This is a genomic window from Gordonia sp. NB41Y, assembly GCF_030718915.1.
Lineage (GTDB): Bacteria > Actinomycetota > Actinomycetes > Mycobacteriales > Mycobacteriaceae > Gordonia > Gordonia desulfuricans.
This window is the reverse complement of sequence record NZ_CP132196.1, coordinates 2881891-2900791: the sequence shown is the minus strand read 5'-3', so window position 1 is coordinate 2900791 and position 18901 is coordinate 2881891. Positions and strand designations below refer to the sequence as shown.

The following is an 18901-nucleotide window of genomic DNA, read 5'->3' as shown; positions in this document are numbered from 1 at the left end:
TGTCAAGGTGTTTGAGACAGGTCATGGTTAGGCGCTTTGTATCAGGGCCTCCGGTTGGGGTTGGTTGATCCAGGCCGCTGTGGGGAGTTTCGGTGGGACCGGTCGCTGGTTCGCGAAGCGTTCGGGGTGGGCCTGGTACGCGGCGTCGAGGGTCGCTTGTCGTTGCCGGCGGATCTCGGTGACGGTCCCGTAGTGCACTGAGGCCGGGGTGTGCAGGCCGATCCCGCTGTGATGGTGTTCGTGGTTGTAGTAGGCAAAGAATCCTTCGCAGAACGCTCGCGCGTCGGCGAGCGAACCGAAGTGGTCAGGGAACACCGGCGCGTATTTGAGGGTTTTGAACGCGGCCTCGCTGTAGGGGTTGTCGTTGGAGACGTGCGGGTGTGAGTGGGACCGGTCTACACCCAGGTCCAGCAGCAACGCTGTCACTGTTTTCGAGGTCATCGAGGTACCGCGGTCGGCGTGCAGCGAATCGGGTTGCCCGTGCACGCTGATCGCGGCGGCGATCATGTCAGCGGCGATGGTGGAGTCTTCGCGGTTCTGGAGGGTCCAGCCCACGATGTAGCGGGAGTAGATGTCGATGATGACGTACAGGTGATACCAGGTGCCCTTAACCGGTCCGCGGATCTTGGTGATGTCCCAGGACCACACCTGCCCCGGGCCGGTGGCCAGCAGTTCGGGTTTCTTCTTCGCCGGATGGCGGGCCTGGGCACGTCGTTCCCCGGACATGTTGTGTGCTGCGAGGATGCGGTGCATGGTCGACATCGAGCACAGGTAGGTGCCCTCGTCCAGGAGCGTCGCCCAGGCTTGAGCGACGGCCTTGTCGCAGAACCGTTCGCTGGTCACAACTGCCACGACCGTGGCCCGTTCAGCTGCCGAGAGCGCGTTCAACGGCGTCGGTCGTGGCCGCCGGGGTCCCTGGACCGGGGGCAGTTTGCTGCGGTAATGCGAGGACCGCGGGCGGCCCAGCAACTCACATGCCCTGTTGGCCGGGACATGCTCGGCCAGCTCATCGACCAACGGGTTGATCACCGTGGTGACTGCTTCGGAGTGTCCGCGCTCTCGGAGAGCATCTCCAAGAGCGCGTGTGCTTTTCCCACCAGGTCTAACGCGGCCTGAGTACGGGCCAGCTCCGCTTCATCGCGGGCCGCGCGGGCCCGTAGCTGCTCGAGTTCCCTATCGCGCGCCCGGCCACCGGCAGCAGCCGCCGGCGGGGTGGCTGCGGCTGCTTTGCGCCACTCAACGATATGGGAGGAGTACAAGTTCTCCCGCCGCAAGATCGCGCCGCGCTCGCTACGGTCGGCCTGGTCGTACTCGGCCAGGATCTGCGCCTTGTACTCCTGGGTGAAGCTGCGTCGTTTCGGGTTCTGCGCTCGCGGTCCCATCCCTGCATCATGGTCGATATCGGCTACGGTCATCGTCATCGGAACATTCCTACAATCCCCGCCCCGTGCTACGGATCAGTCGAGCTCAACGTTATGAGCCGGTGTCTCACTCAACCTTGACCCACAGGGGGTGACCCAGTCGATGGGGTCGGTAGGGACAAGTGCCGACAACACGACGGCCGAGGCGTTCACTGCCACACTCAAACGCGAGGTCCTCCAGGACGAGCGGTACCGGCCTGATGAACTCGCACGTCGCCGTGAAGTCTTCGGCCGGCTCGTGCGATACAACACCCGTCGCCGACACTCCTGGTGTGGCTACAGCACACCTATCGACTACGAAATCCTTTACACTGCGACACTATCCATCGCAGCATGAATCCCACCCTGTGTCCAAGATCCGGGGTCAAGGCCCGCAACCCATTCGGCAGTCATCAGGCCCAGTTGGGGCTGTTTCAAAATGGCCGACAGTCAAAATTGTGAGGACAAACGCTCAGTTCGCCGAAGGTGATCTGGTCCTCAAATCGCTTACTCGGCGATTCATTCCCTGTTTTCCGAGGAGCAGCTGACGACGTTCGTCAAAATGACAGAGCCCCAGTTCGGTGCCACCGTCAAACAACGATTGCTCATCGACGAGTTCGGTCTTGTGGTCGGCGTCGACCGACGCGGCCAGAGCATTGTCGTAACTATCGCGAACACTGCCGATCGAGGTAGCGATCCACGACGCCTCGACCAGACTCGGCCCAAACGTGATGGTAGTGTGTTGTAACCTGGCATTGCTGTGATGGTCCAGACTGCGTACATCTGTTACACCACAACGCTTTCGATTGTCCATCGCATTGCTGATCGCAGCAGTCACCAACTGGGCCGTCATCTCGGAGGCCACTTCCGGGCTCTTCCGGATTCAGCGTGCGTGTAGGCGTAGCGGGCTTCGAAGTGGCCGGAGTTGGCCGCCCCCATGAGGCCGGTGTCACTACCGCGACGAGGCTCCGTGGCGCCAGTAGCAGTACAACATCCAATACATTGAAGCGATTCGAAGGTCAAGTCAGGTTCACTCTTGTTTTATCAGTCGACACTCGAAGTCAATGGTGGTCCAGTAAGCACTGTGGGATTCTCGCTTGATCTTGAACATCTTCGAACACTTATAGCCATCTCCGAGTGTGGCGGGTTTGGCAAGGCCGCGGCGGCCAGGCATATCAGCCAGCCGGCGCTTAGCCAGCATATCCGGCTGCTCGAACGTGGTCTTAAGCGCAAGCTGTTCGAACGTGAGGGTCGTGTGATGCGACTGACCGTCGACGGGGAACGAGTTCTCGCCGAGGCCCGACGAATCGTCGATGTTCACGACGAGGCGCTCCGGAGGCTCGAGGTCTCAAGCCCAGTGACCATTGTCGTCGGTTCTACCGAGCACAGTGCGGAGCCACTGCTCCCGGAGATGTTGCGAGCGCTCAACGGCTCCTTCCCCCAGGCTTCGCCCCGCTTCGAGATCGGTCGCTCGACTCAGCTGCACGAGTCCGTCGAAAAGGGAACTGTCGACTTGGCCTTCGTTCTCGATCCCAGCGGTCAGGGGCCCGGGCACCTCGTCGGCGAACTGCCATTGCTGTGGTATTCCAGCGAGGATCGATCGTTCGATCCGAGCGACGAAGTGCTCAGGCTGGTCGCCTTCGAGGAACCGTGCAGTATCCGGGAGCGTGCCCTGTCTGTGCTGGCCGCAGAGGGCATTCGTGTGGAGGTTGTCGCTCAGTCCACCACGCTCGAAGGAGTCCTGGCCGGTGTGCGTGCTGGACTGGGGATCGCTTTGTTACCCAGCGCAGGTGGCGCACCGGCGGGGTTGAGAACCTGCGGAAACCTCCCGCGTGCCGGCGCCACTCACCTGCGTCTGATCTCTCGAAGAGGGCTTCCCCCGGAGATCACACAGACCGCACTGGATACTGCTGCCGATTTCTTCGTGCAGCGGCCGACGCTCTACCTCGTATCGGTATCAGATCGCGGCGCCTGATGGTGTGACCAGGACTGCATCATCGGCACCCGTTGCTGGCGCCATTACTGCACCAGGACTCGTCTGGTTTCGCCCGCGCGGATGTCGACCGGAAGCCGATTTTCAGGGGGCGGCAACGGGCACAGGTAGTGATCGGCGAAAGCGCACGGCGGAAGGTGGGCGCGATTGAAATCGAGCTCGACTGCGCCGGATTCTTCGGTGATGTCGATTTCGAGAAATCGGAATTGTTGTGTCAGTGAGGCATTCGTGGTGTCGGCAAAAGGAATCAGCGCGTGATCCCCGGGCAGTGGAAGCGCAACCAATTGCACCTGGTGTCCGTCCACGGTCGCTTGTACGAGGCCGGCCAGCCGGTCGCGTGTCACCGCGCCGTCGGCGCGGTTAATCGCGATCGACTCTGTCACGGCCCTGAATTGCCCAGTGATAACCCAGGCGGGGTCGTAGTCGAAGGCGTCGATCCCTGCCAGCAGCACCCGGGAGGGGGCTTCGGGGTCGAAAACTCTCAGGGCGATGAGACCATCCCGGACGAGGGTCCGCACCACCAGGGTGCCGATGGTGAGTTCGGTGCCCGGCGTGAGCTCGATCTGGGGGTCTGTGTCGATACGCACCGCCGTCCCGTCCCGGTCAATCCATTCACCAGGCAGGCCGGGTATTGCGAGGGCGTTTCCGGAGGTGAGCCAGGTAGTGCTCGTCGCGGCGGCAATACCGTCAGGCGCGGTGACATGATCGAATCTCGAATGTCGCCACTGTTCCCAGGCTGCTCTGCCCTCTATGGTGGTAGCGCTCATCGAGTGGCCACCGCACCGGATTCGGACAGCAATGCTCGCACGCGCGGAAGCACGTGATGGCCGTAGGTGATCGCGTCGGTGAGATTGTCGTATCCGCGGATCGAGATCAGGTCGGCGCCGATATCGACATAGGACACCAGCGACTCGGCGACGGTGTCATAGGAGCCCACCAGTGCTGTCGATGCCCCTCGGGCGCCGGTGGCGGTCACCGTTGGGTACCACAGCGCGCGGTCGTGGACTTCACCGCGCGCGGCGATCTCCAACAGACGCTGCGAGCCGACGTTTTCTGGATGTTGGCCACCAGGTCCCTTCACCTCGACGCCTTGGGAGGCATTGCGGTCCAAGGCATCGAGGACCCGATGAGCCTTGCGCCACGCATCTTCGTCGGTCTCGGCGACGATCGGCCGGAAAGTGACCCAGATTCTTGGGCGGTCGGTACGCCCGGCAGCTGCGGCCTCGTCGAAGACCCGGCCGATCTGGTCGCGGGTCTCCTTGAGTGGCTCACCCCAGAGTGCGAAGATATCGGCCAATGCGCCGCCCACTCGGTATGCGGCGTCGGAAGAACCCCCGATCGAGACGGGAATCGTCCCGTGGGTTGGCCGTACCTTATTGCTGAAATCCGCGAAAGTGTAGTATTCGCCGTCAAAATCGAAGGGCTCCGAGGAATCCCACGCACGCCTCAATATCTGGATGTACTCAGCGGCTCTCGCATATCGGTCGTCCTTGGTCAGGAAGTCGCCCTCGCGAGCCTGATCAACGGTGTCGCCGCCACAGATGATGTGAACCACGACTCGTCCACCGCTGAGTTGGTCAAGGGTGGCGAGCATTTTCGCCGCCGCTGTCGGATAGATCGTGTTCGGGCGCAGGGCGACGACGGTCTTCAGGTGCGAGGTGTGCTGGCTGATTGCGGCCGCCTGGACGAACGGATCGAACGAGGACGAATGGTAAGGGAGCAGCGTGTAGTCGAATCCACCGGTATCGAGCGCCTGCGCATACCGCTGCAGGAAGCCCGAATCCAGTCCGGAATCCGGTCGTGGGTTCAGTTCGGTCGAGTCATTGGGAAAGGTGAGACTGATGAACTCAGTGGTCATGATGGCCTGGTCCGTTCGTGTGATTCAGCTGACCTGCGCTTCGGCGCGGTCGAGGAGCCGGCGGATTGCTTCGTCTCCGAGTGCGCCTGCTTCGCGGTTGTCGGCGACTGCTTGGGCTGTCAGGATCTGCAGGCCTTCGGAGAGCGGGGTGGGAATGCCGTGCAGGCGCCCAAGAAGGACGATCTCACCGTTGAGGTAGTCGGTCTCGAGTGGTGCCCCTCGGACAAAGCTCTGCAGCGTGGAGTTGCCCAGCCTTGGATGGCCGCTCACAACGCCGCCTTCGAGCACGTCGTGCGACCACGGAGACAGTCCACCGCTGAGTGGATCGCGTGGTTCGATTCCTTCGGCCCTGAGCACGACCTCGGCCTCGGCCCGTGCCCGCGCTTCGAGTTCGTCGCGCAGGGCGCTGGGGGCGAATACCGGCTCGACCCCGTTTCTGGTGTTGTAGGCAAGCTTCCACGCCTTGATGGGGAGTATTTCGTCCACCGGCTGAATCCCCAGCGTGGGTGCCCGACCGAGTGTTCCGGCGATCGTCTCCAGCTCCTGGTCGCGTGCGCCACTCGAATAGTGACCGAGCCACAACAACAGACGCAGGGTCGGGCCGTAGTTGATGATCTCGCCGACCTTCTCCTTGCCGCCAGGACAGAATATCGTGCCGGCGATCACGGTGCGGAACCAGCGCAGCGCCACACGCTCTGTGTTGAGTCCGTTCTGAACCGTGATCAGCGGAATGGACTGGCCAACCGAACTGGTCGAGCCATCGGCCGTGCGTACAGGCGCCCAGGCCCATTCTCTCAGTACAGGTTCGACGTCCTGGGTTTTGGTCGTGACGACCAGGACATCGGACTCGACGAGTTCGAGTTCGTCGGGACCCCCCACGACCTCGAGTGGGACACTGGTACTTCCCGAGGTGATGTGATAAATCAGCCCCTTGGTACGCAGAGCGTCGAGTTCGGCGCCTCGGGCCACGACCACGACGGGGACCCCGTGCAAATGCAATTCTGCTGCGATGGCGCCGCCTGTCGCACCCGGTCCGATCACGATCACTCTGCGCGCGCTCGATTGCTGGCCGTCTGCCATGATGATGACTCCTGGGATTGGCAATGGGGTGATGCGCTGCTCACCCCATTCGAGCTGAGCGCGCGCAGGCCGGGCTGTTGCGCGCGGCCACTGAATTCGACGTTATGCCAACCTCTGGCGAGGTGTCCAAGACCTTTTGCTGATGGCAATCCATCACATCGGCTTCTCGGTGTGAAACCTCGAAGTGGCCCCGTGGCTACCGACCGATCGCCGTACGCGATGGATTCGCATAGCGAAACAGACTTGGACGCAGATGCCGGAGCACGCTTAGCGTCGAGAGGGTCGATCAGCATGAGCGCGGTCGGTATCCGGCGCGACAGCGCCGGAACCACTTGTGAGAGTGAAGGACAAATCAGTCGCGATGAGGATTTCAACGATACGAGTGCGCGGTCGGGTCCGCGCCCGACGCACCAAGATGGTGGCAGCAGTGGCAGCGGTTCTGATGTTCGCGGCCACGGCCTGCAGTACCGATGAGTCCGCGGTGGACGCGCAGGGCAACGTCGACCTGAGCAAGGTGACGCTCAACGTTGGCGAGTTCGGGCCCTACGTACAAGCCATCTACGAGGCATCCGGGGCGCTCGATGATGTCGCCTACAAGATCAACTGGGTTGACGGCATCAGCGAGGCCCAGCCGCTGTTCTCTGGCATCAAGGCCGGTGCAATCGATATCGGCATCATGGGCGACATTCCCGTCACGACCGGCATCGCTTCGGGCGCGAAGTTCAAGATCGTCAATGCGGGACTCAAGGTCAGCGATGCAGACAAAGTGGACCCCGGATCGGCATTGGTAGTGGTGGCGCCGAAGAACTCCGACATCAATGGGCCGGCGGATCTCAAGGGCAAAACACTGGTCACCACGCAGGGATCTGCGGTGGAATACCTTGCCTATCTTTACGCAAAGTCCGGCGGAGTCGCCTGGGATGACATCAAGAAGAAGTACCTCACGGCCGACAAGGCGTTAACTGCGTTCACCGCTGGTGACGTGCAGGTGTGGGCGTCTTATCCGCCGGGTACGCAGAAGGTATTGGCCGATGGTTCGGCCAAGTTGCTGACTGCGGCGACCGGAACCGGAAACCTCCTTGCCGGCTCTCAACTCCAATGGGTGGCTGCTGACGATGCCCTGGCAGATCCGGCAAAGAAGGCCGCAATCAAAGACTTCATCTCGCGCCAGGGGAAGGTCAACGAGTGGGGCAAAGCCAATGTCGACAAGCTCCCCGAGATCTCGGCGAAAGCCCTGAATCTTCCTGCCGGTCAAGTGTCATCGACATGGACGTACACCATCTTTGACCAATTACCGCTCGATGAGAAGACGATCGAGTCTTATCAGCAGACCGCAGACAACCTGTACGATGCCGGAATTGTTCCGCATCAGGTAGAGGTGAAGCCGTATTTCAGTACTGAATTCGCCGACCTCGTCACCCCGGTGACCGAAGTGCCGGGTACCGGGGGTAACTGAAGCGATGACCACCGATTCCGCTGTCGTGGGGGCAGTTTCAGAACAGGGGAGGCTACGCCGGTCTCACCGGAAGCCAGTGCTGCGGCGGGGTTGGGTCAGGGCACTGGGACCCATTGTTCTACTGGTGCTCTGGCAAGTCGCGGGAAGTACCGGAGTGGTTCCGGCCGATACGGTTTCCACTCCGCTGGAAGTCGCACACGAGTTTGTCAGGGTGTCCGAAGGGGGCGTGCTGGCCGACAACGTGCTGGTCTCGTTACGTCGAGCGATCCTCGGCTTTGTTCTCGGCGCCGCCCTCGGAGTGGGGTTCGGTGTGCTCACCTCCACATGGCGGGTTGCCGATGCGGCTCTCGACTCTACTTTCCGTATGACACAGGCGATCCCGTGGCCAGCGCTACTTCCATTGTTCATCTTGTGGATGGGATTGGACGAACTACCCAAGGTGGTATTTGTCGCAACGGCGACCTTCTTCCCGATGTACATCAACACATATGCCGGGATCCGTGACGTCGATATGAAACTCGTCGAGGCCGGACGGGTGCTGGGCCTCAACCGGTGGGGGATCATCACGCAGATCGTCTTTCCGGGGGCCGTGCCGTCGATTCTCGTGGGTCTACGTTATGCGCTTATCTATGCTGTTATGTCACTGGTGATTGCCGAGCAGATCGGCGCGGATTCGGGTATAGGGTACCTGCTCGCACAGGCGCAACAGTACATCCAGACTCCGCTGATCATGGTCGCGATCGTGCTCTACGCGGTGATGGGACTCGCGGCCGATTCGCTCGTGCGATTTCTTGAACGAGTGCTGCTGCCGTGGCGGCGGAATTTCACGGGAGAGTGAGGGCACTGATGGCTTCAACTCTTGGGGGCGAAGTGGTCCGGGTACACCGGTTGCGACGGGTGTACGGCGATAAGGAAGTTCTCACCGGGTTGAATTTTGCTGTTCGCCCAGGGGAATTCGTCGCACTCATCGGTGAGAGTGGCTGTGGAAAGACGACATTGTTGCGCAGCTTGGCCCGCCTTGACGATCCCGATGGAGGCTCGGTCGAGGTACCAGATGCGCTTGCCATGGTTTTTCAAGAACCGCGCCTACTCCCCTGGAAGCGGTCCTGGCAGAACGTTTTGGTTGGGCTGCCGTCGGCACAGGCATCGAAGGATCTGGCGCAGCGGGCGTTGACCGAGGTGGGGCTCGGGCATCGAGCTGATGCCTGGCCCACCGAGTTGTCCGGCGGACAGGCTCAGCGTCTTAGTATTGCCCGGGCACTGGTGCGCGAACCGCAACTACTCCTGCTCGACGAGCCATTTGCCTCGGTGGATGCATTGACTCGTCTGACGCTGCACGAGCTGGTCTCGGATCTGGTTGCCAGACACCATCCCGCCACGGTCTTGGTCACCCACGATGTCGAGGAGGCGATTGTGTTGGCCGACAGGGTGGTGGTGATGAGCGGCGGACAAATCACCAAGGATATCCCTATCGGTCTTTCGCGACCACGGCGCCGCGAGGGTCAGGAATTCGCCGAACTGCGTCGACAACTACTGGCCATGCTCGGCGTGCACGTCGACACTCCGGATCGGTCACGGTCCGGCACTGTTCAAGGAGATGACAATGTCTGAAACACCTACAATCATTCCGTTCATCGCGTGGGATTCCACGCGGGTGCACGCTGCTGAATCGATAGATTCACTACGCGAGGCGGGGCCTGACGAATGGTTGAGGCGTGCGACCCGGGTGCGCGATGTCCTGGCCGAGCACGCGGCCGAGCATGATCGAGACGGGTCGATTCCTGTCGAAGGCCTTGCCGCGCTGTGGGATGAAGGACTGGGCGTACTCGGTCTAGCGCCCGAGTACGGCGGGCTCGGTGCGGACCTGCCGACGACGGTCCGCGTTGTCAGGGAGATCGCAGCGGGCGATCCCTCGGCAGCACTTATCTACAACATGACAATTGTGCAGCACTGGACGCTTTCCGATCCGCGCTTTGAGTTCCCGGAGCGGCTCCGCGATGAGATTCTGGCGGAGTCGGATCGCCCGGTCCTACTGAACCTGTTTCGTGGAGAACACGACCTGGGGACTCCGCTCTACGGTGGTTTTCCCGCCACGACAGCCCGATACGTCGCAGAGGAGGACGGCCAGTACACGTGGCGCCTGCAAGGAACAAAGGCGTGGGGAACGGGTAGCGCCGGACTGCGTTGGATGGCTGTCTGGGCTGTCACTACCGATGATCCAGAGGGGCCGCGGGTGGGTAATTTCTTTGTGCGGACCGATAGTCCGGGCATCGAGATCCTTGACGAATGGGACTCACTTGGCATGCGCGCCACCGCCAGCCACGACGTGAAGTTTGATGATGTTGAGGTCCCGGCGCATCGGGTTCACGGCCTGGTGAGCTTGAGTGAGGCGTCATCGGTGTCGTGGCCGGCTGATTTCGGAGCACGAATCAGTCTGCTGTTCCTGGCGCTCTACAGTGGGGTTGCCGCGGCATCGTTGCAGTGGTTCGTCGATTACATCAAGGTGCGAACCCCTCCATCGCTGGGAAAACCACTTGCGACGCTGCCACGGTTCCAGGAGTCAGTCGGGGAGTCTCGGGTCCACCTGGTCCTGGCCCAGCGCCGGATCGACCAACTCGCCGAGGACGTCGATAGCGGCGGGGAACGCGGCGCTGCAGCCTCGCAGGAGGCGTGGCTACACAAGACCGAGCTGAACGAGAATCTCATCCGGGTCGCGGAGATACCGATCGCAATCCTGGGGAATCCTGGTCTGTCGAGAAAGAATGACCTGCAACGCCATTATCGCAATCTGTTGTCCAGTCGGGCCCACGGTCCGGACCGAGTTCAGTCGCTGACTTTGCTTGGCTCCGAGCTGATCGGAGAGTTGTGAGTTACGACGGTCCACGCGATATCGAGTACCGGGTATTGCTCGATGAATGGAGTAAGTCCTCACACGATCATCGGGATAGGCTCGGCTCGGTGGCATCGATCGACGGGCCAGCGCGTCTGCGTGGTGCCCGCGCGATCAAGCGCGGCGACGCGAAGAGCTTGGGACGCCCGCTGTCGCAGGAGACAGCTCCGGCATTGGAAGGTCTGGGCTACGACCTCAAGGTGAGCATCGACGGGGATGCTCACCATCACGGCGCCAGCGAGACGCTGACCGTCTCGTGTCACGGGCTCGCCAACACCCATATCGACGCTCTCAACCACTTCGGGGTCGACGGTCGCTGGTATTCGGGGTGGCGGATCGATGACCCGACAGCACCCGACACGGTGGACCTTGCGACAGCGGGGCTGGTGACTCGTGGTGTCGTGGTTGACGTGCCGCGCCATCGAGGTGAACCCTATGTGGCGCCGGATAACCCGGTCACGGCCGCGGAGATCGATGACATCATCGCGGCGTCCGGATTGACCTTCGAGCCAGGGGATGCGCTCGTGCTCTACATGGGTCGCGATGTCTGGGAGCGAGAAGGGAGGGGATACTTCTCCGGTCCCGACCCTTGGTCCGAATCCCGTCCGGGGGTCGGTCGAGACGGGGCCCGTTGGCTGGTCGAACACTCGCCATCGATGTTGTTGTGGGACTTCATGGACGCCAACATTCCTGATGTGGAGCCTCGCCACGCAGTTCATCATCTGATCTGGGCCACGGGTTTAGTCCTGGTAGACAATTGTGATCTGGGTCCGCTGGCGGCCGTACTGGCAAGGCTGCAGGTAGCCGAAATACTCGTGTCGGTGGCCCCGGTCGCAGTGCCGCGAGGTACCGGTGCGGTGGTGTCACCGCTGGCCGCGTGGTGAGCGGGGTGATTTCGCCACCGGCTCGGTTGACAGCGCAGCAGCGCCGGGTGCTGGCTGCGCTGGCCGACGCCGTCCTACCGTCTGTAGACGGGTATCTGTCAGCGACCGAGCTCGGCATCATCGAGGTGGTGGAGGCAACGATGACCTCGCCGCACTGGTCCGGGGCCAGGTTCTACGGGGTCGCGCCTTACGATCGGATTTTGCACAGTGGCCATGGTTGGCAAGGGCCGAACGGTCCGGCAGCGCTGTTTGCCGCGACGCTCGACGAGCTGGCGACCGAACTAGACCGCCGGACCGCTGCCGAGGTGGTGGCCGCAGCCATCGACGGCCAAGTGGCCACCGTTCACATCGAATCCGCGGACTTCATCGACTTGTTGCGTCGGTTGATCGTGGCCATCGTGGCCAAGGAGGATGAGTGATGGTACGCACCGACGCCGATGTGGTGGTCATTGGGTTGGGATGGGCCGGTGCAGTGGTGGCTACCGAGCTTGCCCGGGCTGGAATGTCGGTGCTGGCCCTGGAACGGGGGGCGGTGCTGCCCTCCGAAGACAACAGACAAAGCACCGCGGTGGGTCGGGCGGAGCTGATGAACGAACGTATTCAGCGCGCCGACCTCGAGACATTTACGCTGCGCCACAACGACGGATATGCGGCGCAGCCGCTTCGCTCGCTGGGCGCCTTCTTGGTGGGTGATGGTGTAGGTGGCGGCGGAGTCCTTTGGGGAGGAATGAGTCCGAGGCTGGCGGAGGGCGCACTGTCGATGCGGAGTGATCTTCCACTGGAGTTGGCGGAATGGGCCTCGCAAGTCGGTGCACAGTTCGACGATTGGCCGATGGCATTCGACGAGCTCGAACCCGATATGGCTCGGTTCGAGGAGCTCATTGGTGTCAGTGGGAAGGCTGGTGTGATCGGTGGTGTGCCTTCTTCGGGCGGCAATCCGCGCGAGGGCTCTCGGAGTGGTGAATACCCCGTCGTCGCTGGACATCCCGATGCTGTGTCGCAACTGATTGCCGGCTCGGCGAGGGCTCAGGGAATCGAGGCCTATCCCATTCCCAGCGCTCAGATCTCGGTTGCTCACACCAACTCCTATGGGATCACGCGAGCGCCATGGGGCGGCAGTGATGTGCACATCGCGTCGCCACAGACGACGGTCCTACCGGCGGGCTTGGCGACGGGAAATCTCCAGGTCGTCCCCCACACGAGGGTGCGACGACTCGAACGTCGGAGTGGTCGTGTGGTGAGAGCCGTGGTCGACGGCCCGGACGGTACGTACGAGGTTCGTGCGGGCGCCTTTGTGCTGGCTACGTGGTCGCTCAACAATGTCCGGACACTACTGCTCAGCGGAATCGGCACGCCCTATGATCCGGCGTCCGGTGGCGGCGTCGTCGGTCGCAATCATGCCAATCATGTCGGTGCCCGAGTGACCGGGTACTTTCCAGCCGATCTCGTGCCGGAGAAGAGTCCTTTCCCGGGTATCGCGCTTGCGGAATTCGATCCGTGGGCCTGGGGCGGTGGAGAACCGTTTATCGGTGGAGCATTCGTGACTTTGATGGGCGCTCGCTATCAGGCACTGAACTCTGGTCAAACACCTCCGCACACCGGCCGCTGGGGCGCGGAGTGGGCCAGGGCATTGCGGACCTTTCGGCATCGCGTGGTGACGCTCAACATTCTCGGAGAAGTTGTGCCGACGAGAGGCCGCTACCTTGACCTGGATCCCAGGTATCGCGATCGTTGGGGAGATCCGTTGCTGCGCTTGACCTATGACTACGGCGAAAACGAACGTCGTCTTGTTCGTGAGGTCTCGGGTCGGGTTGGTGAGATATTGCGGGCCGCAGGTGCCGTCGATGTGGATGCTGCGGGTGAACTGACACCACACTACGATACGGTTCCCTACCAGAACTCCCATGCGACCGGAGGCGCGATCATGGGCCAGGATCCTCGAACGTCGGTGGTCGATCCGCACTTGGCATGTTGGGAGGCCCGAAATCTGTGGGTCGTCGGATCCTCGGCATTCCCCAATGCAGGAGCGGCGAATCCGACGGTCACCGTGGGCGCGCTGGCGCTGCGCGCATCGCGAGCTATTGCCGGGCAGATCTGAGATTGATCACCGAATGCGGGCGACGACGATGTCAGCATCAATCCGCCGCCCGCATCCGGTGAATCACTGCGTGAACTCGTGACGCTGGGCGCCCACGCCCGGTATCGACAATTCGGCGACGACGCCCACATTCAGCGGACTGAGGGGATGGTTCTCCAACTGTCCGGGACTCCCGGTCAGGATGACATCGCCGGGCAACAATGGGATCTGTTGTGAGAGGCCGGAAATCAATGACACTATCGAGTGGACAAAATCGGTTGGCGTGCCGCGTTGGACGAGATCCTGGTCGATTCGCAGGGTGATCTGCAGATCGTTGAGTGGGCCGAGCTCGTCGAGTGTCACCAGATACGGGCCCAATGGGGTGAACCCGGGCAGCGATTTGGCCGGGTTGAAGTAGAGCGGCGCGGCGTCCAGAATACGGTTGGCAACCGTGCCTTCCGAAGCCGGTCGTGCCGGAATCCGGACAAAGCCGGCAATATCTGCGAGATCGCCGGCAACGGTCACCCCGGCAAGGTGGTCGAGTGCATCTTCTGGCGAACAGTGCCGTGTGTAGCGCCCGATCACAAGGGCCAGTTCGGTCTCGATCACCACCTGATCGCTGGTCAATGTGATCGCATCGAAAGGTCCTGTCACAGAGGACGGTAGCCGCGAGATGAAACCGATGCCGTCCGGCTCGGACAGTCCGAATTGTTCGAGCTTGGTCTGTGAGTTGACGCCGATCGCGATGATCTGGCGCGGCTGGGGACTCGGTGAACCCCACCGCGACGAAGCCGACACGGGTACGGCGTCGGGGAGTTCGGTTGCTGCGAGCCACCTGGTGATTTCAACCCAGTGCTCGTAGAGCGCTGCGGGGGTGTGAGTAAAGCGTCCGGAACTGGCCGTCTCTAGGTCGACGACACCGGACTCACCAACGATCACGGTGCGCCCGTCGAGGTTTCCGAATCGGGTCATATCAGGCACTCCTTGGGGTCAGTCACCGATGGCAACGGGTAGGTCGAGATTGCTCCATTGGGACCAGGAACCCGGATAGAGCGCGGCATCTGCTCCTGCGATGTTCAGTGCGGCAATCGCGTGAGTGGCGGTGACGCCCGAGCCGCAGTAGACCCCGATCGGACCGTCGAGATCGCCAAATGCCGCAAATCGTTCACGCAGCTCCTCCCGCGGTAGGAAGTGGCCGTCCGCGGCGAGGTTGTTGCCGGTTGGTGCACTGACCGCGCCCGGGATGTGGCCGGCTTTGGGATCGATGGGTTCGACATCGCCACGGTATCGCTCGGTCGCACGGGCATCGAGCAGAGTGTGTTCGTCGGCGAAATCGGCAACATCGTCAACAGTCAGGACGGGCATAGCGCCGGTCCGGATCTCGATGTTTCCAGCGGGAGGCACCACGTCGTCAGTCGACAATGGCAGACCCGCCACTGTCCAGGCAGGCAAGGCGCCGTCGAGGATTCGGACGTCGGCGACGCCGCCCCATCGAAGTAGCCACCACGCGCGAGCTGCGGCGAGATTGCCGGCCCCGTCGTACACGACGACCGGGCGGCCACGGCTCACACCCCAACGTCGCGCTGCGGCCTGCAGTTGATCGGCATTCGGGAGTGGGTGTCGCCCACTGGAAGCAGGACCGTGAGCGGCAAGTTCGCCGTCGAGATCCACGTAGACAGCGGTGGGGATGTGTCCTTGGAGATAGTCGGGATGTCCGTCGGGGTTGCCGAGGGTCCATCGCACGTCGACAACCGTCGGCGGAATATCTGACTCAAGCGCGGTCGCGAGGTCGCTCGCGGAGATGAGGACTGTCACGTACCCACGGTAGAAACGCGATTGATGCCGGTCCAATGTCCATGGGTGATGTGAGTCGATCACCATCGCTGATGAGTCCTCGAAGGTCGTCACCACCAGTAGCGATGTGATCGATCAGCGTTGGCGTGGGGATTTCATCAATGATCAGACTTGGACGATCGGAGCTGAGTGTCCGCACAGTAAAGAAGTGGAAACCGAGAACATGGCCAAAAATGTCTTTTGGGTCTTGTCCGCCACCGTGCCCGATCAGGTGCACGTGTGGCGGACAGCGGTCGAGTGCAGAGGGGCTTGGCGGTGACTGGACTACCCGACGGCGCCGTGGTCGATGAGGAGGTACTCGAGGAGTATTCACGCGACCGATCGGGTGCGCCGGCGGGTAGGGCGCGGGCAATCGTGTTCGCAGAGTCTGCAGCGCATGTGAGTTCGGTTGTGCAATGGGCGTCGGCCGAACGCGTGCCGGTGGTGCCCCGGGGTGCCGGTACCGGGCTCGCAGGCGGCGCCGTGGCGGCGGAGGGGAGCGTGATCGTCGACCTGTCACGACTGAATCGCATCAGTTCGATCGATCCGGTTGACCAGATCGCTGTGGTGGAGCCAGGCGTGGTGACTGCCGACCTCGACGCCGCCGCACGACGACACGGGCTGTTCTTTGCACCCGATCCGGCAAGTGCCGACTCCTCGAGCGTCGGGGGCAACATCGCAACCAACGCGGGCGGATTGCGGTGTGTGAAGTATGGCGTCACGGGTGATTCGGTGCTCGGATTGACGGTCGCACTGGCTGACGGCCGACTGTTGCAGACCGGTCGTTCGACGAGGAAGGGCGTCACCGGCTACGACCTGACCTCCTTGTTTGTGGGTTCCGAAGGCACCTTGGGCGTGATTGTGGGAGCCACGGTGAGGTTGACGCCGGTTCCCTGGGGCGTCGTGACGATATCTGCAACGTTTGCCGACGTCGAAGCCGCGGCGACCGCGTGTGCTGCGGTCAGCGCCCAGCGACTCACGCCGAGCATGCTGGAACTCCTCGACGAACGCACACTCAGAACCCTCGATGCTTCGCAGGGCACGGCGCTGTCCGAAGAGGGCGGCGCTCTGGTGATCGCACAGGTAGACGGCACTGGATCCGGTGCCGACGCCACGGCATTGACCGACTTACTCGGTGAAACGGCACGCCATGTCGAGCGCGCGGACGATCAGTCCGATGCCGAGGCGTTGATGGCTGCCAGACGACAGGCATTGCCGTCCATTCAACGCACGGGACATACGCTCATCGAAGATATTTGCGTGCCGCGCTCACGCTTGGCCGAAGGTATCCGCGGAGTAGAGCTGATCAGCACCATGACAGGGGTGACGATTCACACATTTGCTCACGCAGGCGATGGGAATCTGCATCCGATCATCTCCTGGCAGGGTGAGCCGGACCCTCCGGAGTACGTTCACGAGGCTGCGGGCCGCGTGTTCCAACTAGCCTTGGATCTCGGTGGAACTCTGACGGGAGAGCACGGGATCGGGGTTCTCAAGCGTGCTTGGGTCGGGGCGGAACTCGGGGAGACAGGGCTCAGTGTTCACCGGGCTATCAAGGCCTCCCTTGATCCTCTGGGCATTCTGAATCCTGGCAAGGCATTTTGAGTAGATCGACACACCAGGAGGTGGCCACGAGGTGCCGATCTCGGGTCATGTCAGTGCGTCGCGTGATGAGCGGGAAAGGACCCAAGGGTGTCGACGGCGGCTCGATCATCGAGGTCGGACAGGTCCACCACCGATTGCCACGGAATATTAAGGGGCGTTGACGGTTTCGAAGCTGATTCAAGATCGGTGTCCGGCGTCTGATCGGGATCAGGAATGGCACGGATGCGTCGGTGGCCAGTGGTGGTCGGGGCTGTGTCCCACTGATGAATCGTCGGTAGGTCTGCAGGATCAAGAGGTACCGGGAGTGGGCCGGCCGAGTGATAGCGGCCGTGTCCCGATACCGTGGTGAGTCGGGATGCGTCGGCGTAGACGCCGCGATCGGTATCGCCGACGATGGACTGGATAGGCCATGTCCTCCACAGATCGTAGATCAAGGCAGCTGCGTCATGAATATCCTTGTCGCCAAGATGATCTGGTGGACTTCCTGTACCTCGGGCGAGAACGATGTCGCGAGCTCGGCCATGATGCAGCATGTGAAGCGAAGCGCTTCGGCGAGCGATGGAGAAAGGGCGTTCGGGCTCAGGTGAGACCTCGACGATGAGGCGGGTGGTGCGAAGGGCCTGAGCGACTACTGCGGCGGTGACGACGGAGTATGCGCCCACAAGGCTTTCGCCGGACACGAGAACGAGGGTGGAGATTCTCCGCGTGGCTAGTGTCGCGTGTCGTTAATTGGTAGGCGGTTGTGCTTTCGCGAGGATCTCGTCGGCGGTTTTGGTCCAAACGAAGGGGTGTTTGCGGGTGTTCCAGCCGTTGATGAATGCCCGGATCTTCGCGTTGAGGTCTTTGACGGAGGTGAAGATTCCGCGGCGGATGGCTTGGCGGTCGAGGATGCCGAACCAGACTTCGACGAGGTTGAGCCATGAGCCCGAGGTCGGGGTGAAGTGCACCTGGAATCGAGGGTGAGTGGCCAGCCAGGCTTTGACGGCCGGGGTTTTGTGGGTGGCGTAGTTGTCCATGACCAGATGCAGGTCCCCCTCGGGGTAGGCGCGATCGAGCTGACGCAGAAACGCCAGGAACTCCTGGTGTCGGTGTTTGGGTTTGACTGTGGCAGTGACGTTTCCGGTCGCAATCTCCAACGCGGCGAACAAAGTGGTGGTGCCGTGGCGGCGGTAGTCGTGGGTGTGACGTTCGATCGCGCCGGGCCGTATCGGCAGCATCGGTGCGGTGCGGTCGAGCGCCTGGATCTGGGACTTCTCATCGACACAGAGCACGATCGCGTTGTCCGGTGGGGCGAGGTAGAGGCCGACGACGTCGGTGACCTTGGCGACCAGTTCGGGGTCGGTGGAGAACTTGAACGTGCCCGCCCGCCACGGCTGTACCCCGTATTCCCGCCAGGCGCGGGCCACCGTGGCGTTGCCGATACCCAAATGCGTTGCCAGCAACCGTGAGGACCAGTGGGTGACGCCGTACTTCTTCGGTGGCGGTCTGAGCGTGGCGGCCACGACATCAGCGTGGTCGAGCGTGCGGGGCCGGCCCGAGCGTGCGGCATCGCCGAGCCCGGCGATTCCGTGTTGCAGGTAGCGTTTACGCCACTTCAAGACCGTCACCACCGTCGTGCCGACCCGTTCGGCGATCCGAGTATTGGCCAGCCCCTGCCCGGCCAGCAACACAATCCGCGCCCGCATCACCAACCCCGCCGAGGCTGTGGTCGACCGCACGATCCGCTCCAACTCCTCGCTGTCACTGTCGCAGATCATCAATGCCGGAGCCGCAGAATTCGCCATAACTCATTCTCGCAGCATTGAATCCATTTAGGTACTTACGA

19 protein-coding genes and 1 pseudogene are annotated in these 18901 nt (G+C 62.2%); 10 read left to right on the top strand and 10 right to left on the bottom strand.

Annotation, left to right across the window (positions count from 1 at the left end; genetic code table 11):
• Positions 1 to 27 precede the first annotated feature (27 nt).
• Entirely contained in the window at positions 28 to 1029 is a 1002-nt protein-coding gene (locus Q9K23_RS12505) for an IS3 family transposase (protein ID WP_053777172.1), read from the bottom strand.
• Positions 1026 to 1421 (bottom strand): hypothetical protein, encoded by a 396-nt coding sequence (locus Q9K23_RS12500; RefSeq protein WP_020794641.1) that lies wholly within the window; start codon positions 1419 to 1421, stop codon positions 1026 to 1028. The genes Q9K23_RS12505 and Q9K23_RS12500 overlap by 4 nt, the downstream gene beginning before the upstream one ends.
• 88 nt (positions 1422 to 1509) lie before the next feature.
• Between Q9K23_RS12500 and Q9K23_RS12495 the strand changes: the two are divergent.
• Positions 1510 to 1758, top strand: a pseudogene (locus tag Q9K23_RS12495) (integrase core domain-containing protein); the annotation flags it as partial.
• A 114-nt stretch (positions 1759 to 1872) separates the two neighbouring features.
• On the opposite strand, the gene Q9K23_RS12490 reads toward Q9K23_RS12495, so the two are convergent.
• Complete coding sequence (locus tag Q9K23_RS12490; protein ID WP_152972900.1) at positions 1873 to 2265, bottom strand: hypothetical protein; 393 nt, start codon at positions 2263 to 2265, stop codon at positions 1873 to 1875.
• 219 nt (positions 2266 to 2484) lie between these two features.
• Here Q9K23_RS12490 and Q9K23_RS12485 point away from each other — a divergent pair, with 219 nt between their 5' ends.
• Positions 2485 to 3375 carry a LysR substrate-binding domain-containing protein gene (locus Q9K23_RS12485; protein WP_020793023.1) on the top strand — a complete coding sequence of 297 codons (891 nt, stop codon included), beginning with the start codon at positions 2485 to 2487 and terminating at the stop codon, positions 3373 to 3375.
• Positions 3376 to 3419: 44 nt separating this feature from the next.
• On the opposite strand, the gene Q9K23_RS12480 is transcribed toward Q9K23_RS12485, so the two are convergent.
• The 3 genes from Q9K23_RS12480 to Q9K23_RS12470 are packed head-to-tail and all read right to left on the bottom strand — an operon-like array spanning position 3420 to position 6331.
• Positions 3420 to 4160: a DUF1684 domain-containing protein gene (locus tag Q9K23_RS12480; protein WP_020793024.1), complete on the bottom strand. Its 741-nt coding sequence runs from the start codon at positions 4158 to 4160 to the stop codon at positions 3420 to 3422.
• Entirely contained in the window at positions 4157 to 5251 is a 1095-nt protein-coding gene (locus Q9K23_RS12475; protein WP_053778553.1) for an LLM class flavin-dependent oxidoreductase, read from the bottom strand. Before Q9K23_RS12475 ends, Q9K23_RS12480 begins: the two co-directional genes overlap by 4 nt.
• 24 nt (positions 5252 to 5275) lie before the next feature.
• Positions 5276 to 6331: a 2-dehydropantoate 2-reductase N-terminal domain-containing protein gene (locus Q9K23_RS12470; RefSeq protein WP_082366096.1), complete on the bottom strand. Its 1056-nt coding sequence runs from the start codon at positions 6329 to 6331 to the stop codon at positions 5276 to 5278.
• Positions 6332 to 6758: 427 nt separating this feature from the next.
• On the opposite strand from Q9K23_RS12470, the gene Q9K23_RS12465 reads away from it, so the two are divergent.
• From Q9K23_RS12465 to Q9K23_RS12435, 7 genes are all read left to right on the top strand, one after another.
• Complete coding sequence (locus Q9K23_RS12465) at positions 6759 to 7787, top strand: ABC transporter substrate-binding protein (RefSeq protein ID WP_053778551.1); 1029 nt, start codon at positions 6759 to 6761, stop codon at positions 7785 to 7787.
• Positions 7788 to 7911: 124 nt separating this feature from the next.
• The gene (locus tag Q9K23_RS12460) at positions 7912 to 8625 is read left to right on the top strand and encodes an ABC transporter permease (protein ID WP_160319634.1); all 714 of its coding nucleotides are present in this window, start codon (positions 7912 to 7914) and stop codon (positions 8623 to 8625) included.
• An 8-nt stretch (positions 8626 to 8633) separates the two neighbouring features.
• The gene (locus tag Q9K23_RS12455; protein ID WP_053778557.1) at positions 8634 to 9398 is read left to right on the top strand and encodes an ABC transporter ATP-binding protein; all 765 of its coding nucleotides are present in this window, start codon (positions 8634 to 8636) and stop codon (positions 9396 to 9398) included.
• Positions 9391 to 10656 carry an acyl-CoA dehydrogenase family protein gene (locus Q9K23_RS12450; RefSeq protein ID WP_160319633.1) on the top strand — a complete coding sequence of 422 codons (1266 nt, stop codon included), beginning with the start codon at positions 9391 to 9393 and terminating at the stop codon, positions 10654 to 10656. The genes Q9K23_RS12455 and Q9K23_RS12450 overlap by 8 nt, the downstream gene beginning before the upstream one ends.
• An 89-nt stretch (positions 10657 to 10745) precedes the next feature.
• A complete protein-coding gene (locus Q9K23_RS12445) occupies positions 10746 to 11561 on the top strand; it encodes a cyclase family protein (RefSeq protein ID WP_053778548.1) in 816 nt (271 codons plus the stop codon).
• A gap of 47 nt (positions 11562 to 11608) precedes the next feature.
• On the top strand, positions 11609 to 11980 hold the full coding sequence (locus Q9K23_RS12440) for a hypothetical protein (RefSeq protein ID WP_152972898.1): 372 nt from the start codon (positions 11609 to 11611) through the stop codon (positions 11978 to 11980).
• Complete coding sequence (locus Q9K23_RS12435) at positions 11980 to 13659, top strand: GMC family oxidoreductase (protein WP_152972897.1); 1680 nt, start codon at positions 11980 to 11982, stop codon at positions 13657 to 13659. The genes Q9K23_RS12440 and Q9K23_RS12435 overlap by 1 nt, the downstream gene beginning before the upstream one ends.
• Before the next feature lie 63 nt (positions 13660 to 13722).
• Here the strand turns inward: Q9K23_RS12435 and Q9K23_RS12430 are convergent, their stop codons facing one another.
• Both Q9K23_RS12430 and Q9K23_RS12425 read right to left on the bottom strand, forming a co-directional pair.
• The gene (locus Q9K23_RS12430; RefSeq protein ID WP_020792332.1) at positions 13723 to 14610 is read right to left on the bottom strand and encodes a fumarylacetoacetate hydrolase family protein; all 888 of its coding nucleotides are present in this window, start codon (positions 14608 to 14610) and stop codon (positions 13723 to 13725) included.
• A gap of 18 nt (positions 14611 to 14628) precedes the next feature.
• Positions 14629 to 15453 carry a sulfurtransferase gene (locus Q9K23_RS12425; protein ID WP_053778556.1) on the bottom strand — a complete coding sequence of 275 codons (825 nt, stop codon included), beginning with the start codon at positions 15451 to 15453 and terminating at the stop codon, positions 14629 to 14631.
• A gap of 258 nt (positions 15454 to 15711) precedes the next feature.
• On the opposite strand from Q9K23_RS12425, the gene Q9K23_RS12420 reads away from it, so the two are divergent.
• The gene (locus Q9K23_RS12420; protein ID WP_020792336.1) at positions 15712 to 17076 is read left to right on the top strand and encodes an FAD-linked oxidase C-terminal domain-containing protein; all 1365 of its coding nucleotides are present in this window, start codon (positions 15712 to 15714) and stop codon (positions 17074 to 17076) included.
• Positions 17077 to 17126: 50 nt separating this feature from the next.
• Here the strand turns inward: Q9K23_RS12420 and Q9K23_RS12415 are convergent, their stop codons facing one another.
• Both Q9K23_RS12415 and Q9K23_RS12410 read right to left on the bottom strand, forming a co-directional pair.
• On the bottom strand, positions 17127 to 17756 hold the full coding sequence (locus Q9K23_RS12415) for a hypothetical protein (RefSeq protein ID WP_152972896.1): 630 nt from the start codon (positions 17754 to 17756) through the stop codon (positions 17127 to 17129).
• Positions 17757 to 17801: 45 nt separating this feature from the next.
• Positions 17802 to 18833 carry an IS630 family transposase gene (locus Q9K23_RS12410; RefSeq protein WP_305950546.1) on the bottom strand — a complete coding sequence of 344 codons (1032 nt, stop codon included), beginning with the start codon at positions 18831 to 18833 and terminating at the stop codon, positions 17802 to 17804.
• Positions 18834 to 18901: the final 68 nt, after the last annotated feature.

What these genes read in the sequence shown, in the direction of transcription:
- Q9K23_RS12500 (WP_020794641.1), bottom strand. Translation starts at nt 1,421, where the DNA reads ATGACGATGACCGTAGCCGATATCGACCATGATGCAGGGATGGGACCG.
- Q9K23_RS12430 (WP_020792332.1), bottom strand. Translation starts at nt 14,610, where the DNA reads ATGACCCGATTCGGAAACCTCGACGGGCGCACCGTGATCGTTGGTGAG.
- Q9K23_RS12470 (WP_082366096.1), bottom strand. Translation starts at nt 6,331, where the DNA reads ATGGCAGACGGCCAGCAATCGAGCGCGCGCAGAGTGATCGTGATCGGA.
- Q9K23_RS12475 (WP_053778553.1), bottom strand. Translation starts at nt 5,251, where the DNA reads ATGACCACTGAGTTCATCAGTCTCACCTTTCCCAATGACTCGACCGAA.
- Q9K23_RS12480 (WP_020793024.1), bottom strand. Translation starts at nt 4,160, where the DNA reads ATGAGCGCTACCACCATAGAGGGCAGAGCAGCCTGGGAACAGTGGCGA.
- Q9K23_RS12455 (WP_053778557.1), top strand. Translation starts at nt 8,634, where the DNA reads ATGGCTTCAACTCTTGGGGGCGAAGTGGTCCGGGTACACCGGTTGCGA.
- Q9K23_RS12450 (WP_160319633.1), top strand. Translation starts at nt 9,391, where the DNA reads ATGTCTGAAACACCTACAATCATTCCGTTCATCGCGTGGGATTCCACG.
- Q9K23_RS12435 (WP_152972897.1), top strand. Translation starts at nt 11,980, where the DNA reads ATGGTACGCACCGACGCCGATGTGGTGGTCATTGGGTTGGGATGGGCC.
- Q9K23_RS12410 (WP_305950546.1), bottom strand. Translation starts at nt 18,833, where the DNA reads ATGATCTGCGACAGTGACAGCGAGGAGTTGGAGCGGATCGTGCGGTCG.